The organism is Nocardia sp. NPDC004722, from assembly GCF_053601505.1.
Genome location: NZ_JBSGBY010000919.1, coordinates 1 through 2,301 on the forward strand (window position 1 = coordinate 1; position 2,301 = coordinate 2,301).

The window sequence follows — 2,301 nt, forward strand, 5'->3', positions numbered from 1 at the left end:
CGGGAGCCGTTGATCAGCAACGGGTAGTCACCCATCGAGCCGATGTCGATCTTCTCTGCCACCATCTGCGCGGTGATGGGTGCGCCGGTGTCGTAGTCCTGCCACTCGACCGCATACTTGTGGCCGTTGTTCAGGCTGTTCAGCCGCTGTTCCAGGAAGCCCTTGGCCTTGAGCAGGGTTCCGGCGGTGACGGTGTTGATGGTCTTGGACTGGTAGCCGATGACGACCTTGACGGTGTCACCGCCGCCGCTGCTCTCGAGCGAGCAGCCGGACACGGTCAGGGCGAGGGCGGCGGCGAGCGCGGCGATCCGGGCGGGGTGGAGCTTCATGGGGTTGTTCCTCAGCGCAGCAGGTAGGGCATGTTGACGGTGACCGCGCCGGTGGGACAGCGCGCGGCGCACGGGCCGCAGTACCAGCACTCGTCGACGTGCATGTACGCCTTGCCGTTGTCGGGGTTGATCGCCAGCGAATCCAGTGGGCAGATCTCCACGCACAGCGTGCAGCCCTGGATGCAGAGCGATTCGTCGATGGTCACCGGGACGTCCGCCCGCTGCTCGATGAGGGCCATCAGGCCAGCCTCCAATCGTCCGGCGGCCGGATCAGGCTGCCGCGCATGGTGATCCGGTCGCCGCGCATCCGGATGTATTCCAGGTCGACCGGGCGGCCGTCCTCGAGTTTGGTGAGCCGCTCGAGCAGCAGCAGCGCGCCGCCCTCGGGCATCTGCAGGGTCATGGCCGAATGGGCGTCGGCGGTGATGGCCTCGAGTGCCAGGTCCGCGGACCCGAGCGGGCCGCCGCTGATCTGCTCGATGAGAGCGAACACGTCATTGGTCTCGAGGTCGCGAGTGACGACCTCGTCGCCGATATCGGGGACCAGGTAGGTGAGATCCAGGCTGAGCGGGAGGTCGCCGAGGTAGCGCAAGCGCTCGATATAGACGGCCTGCTCCCCCGGTTCGAGTCGCAGCTTGCGGGCCACCGCGGGCGGCGGGGTGACCCGGCGTGCGGCCCGCACCTCGTTGCGCACCTCGCCGTGGCCGCGCAGCGTCTCCTTCAGACCGAGCAGGGCGTCGAGGCCGTGGTCGTATTTGCGCCGGGCCACATGGGTGCCGACCTTCGGGGCGCGCTCGATCAGGCCCTCGTCCTTCAGCAGTGCGAGCGCGTCGCGGACGGTATTGCGCGACACCGCGAATTCGGCGGACAGTTCGGGTTCGGTGGGCAGCGCGCGGTCGAAGGTTCCCGCGTGAATCTGCTGGCGCAGCACATCCGCCACCTGGCGGGCGCGATCCGCCCGCCGTTCGGGGGCGCGCAACGGTACCGGTTCCGGCGACACCTGAACTCCTCTCGCTGCCGTCGATTTGCGATTGCAGGGCCTTTGACCTGCGATTTCAGAACCTTAACGGCGGAAAGCCGGGCGGCCGGACGCTCACGACCGGCTCGGGCGAGCAGTGCGGATTTACGCCGCCCGCATCACGGCACGGCCTGCTGGAATGTCCGGGATTCGGGCTATTGCGCCACCCCCACCGGAACCGGCCGCCTTCGAATCAGGGTGAGCGGAATGTAGGCCGGTATCTCGAGATGTGAGAGCGTGACGTGGCGTGCGCCACTCTTGGCGGGTTTCCGCCATTACTCCCGCCGTGGCGTGAAATATCAACAGACGCAAAAGATTCGGTCGCGAAGGCAGTCCCTCGAAGGGTTTGATGCGGGAGCCCCGAACAGCGCCCGGGTTGCCGGGACGGTCGCGCACGCCTTCCATTCGGCGTGATCCCAATGATACTTTGATCCCATGTCTGCCAGTCGCCCTCTCTCCGCGCCGCGGGTCACCTACGTGACCGTCGCGCTGGGCGTTCGGCTGCCGCGGCAACGGGAACTGTGTTGTCCCTGCCGTCCCGCAGCCGAGTTCTGAGCCCGATTCCCCAGGCGTGATCCGCCTTCCTCGAATCCGGGTTCCTCGCTGCACAGCCCCTCATGTAGGCATACGTCCCCCTGATGTCAGGCGGGACCGCAGCAAGGATTCCAAAAGTGTCCAGTCCCATCCTTGAACGTCCCCACGGCACCGCTACCGCCGCCACCGCGCGGCTGGCTCCGGCCCGTCCCGCGGTCCCGCCGGAGCTGCGCATCACCGACAATCCGGCGGCCGCGGTCCTGCGCGCCGCCACCCGAGGTCCGATCTTCCGCGATATCGCCGCGCAGACCACGGGTTTGAGCATCGCCACCGTGAATCGCCAAGTGTCCGCGCTGCTTTCGACCGGACTGCTGCGCGAGCGCGCCGATCTCACCGCCTCCGGCGCGGTGGGCCGCCCGC

At 67.8% G+C, this 2,301-nt stretch carries 2 protein-coding genes and 2 pseudogenes; 1 reads left to right on the forward strand and 3 read right to left on the reverse strand.

The features are described 5' to 3' along the window. The 3 genes and pseudogenes from ACWELQ_RS44040 to ACWELQ_RS44050 form a co-directional block, all read right to left on the reverse strand. Positions 1–329 (reverse strand): annotated as a pseudogene (locus ACWELQ_RS44040) (ABC transporter substrate-binding protein); the annotation flags it as partial. Positions 330–340: 11 nt separating this feature from the next. Further along, complete coding sequence (locus ACWELQ_RS44045) at positions 341–568, reverse strand: 4Fe-4S dicluster domain-containing protein (protein WP_379354965.1); 228 nt, start codon at positions 566–568, stop codon at positions 341–343. Beyond that, positions 568–1,329 carry a GntR family transcriptional regulator gene (locus ACWELQ_RS44050; RefSeq protein WP_452402907.1) on the reverse strand — a complete coding sequence of 254 codons (762 nt, stop codon included), beginning with the start codon at positions 1,327–1,329 and terminating at the stop codon, positions 568–570. Before ACWELQ_RS44050 ends, ACWELQ_RS44045 begins: the two co-directional genes overlap by 1 nt. Positions 1,330–2,018: 689 nt before the next feature. Here ACWELQ_RS44050 and ACWELQ_RS44055 point away from each other — a divergent pair. Continuing rightward, a pseudogene (locus ACWELQ_RS44055) lies at positions 2,019–2,301 on the forward strand (hypothetical protein); the annotation flags it as partial.

Bases quoted from the DNA above. Each gene is read 5' to 3' on its own strand.
- ACWELQ_RS44045 (WP_379354965.1), bottom strand. From the start codon at position 568: ATGGCCCTCATCGAGCAGCGGGCGGACGTCCCGGTGACCATCGACGAA.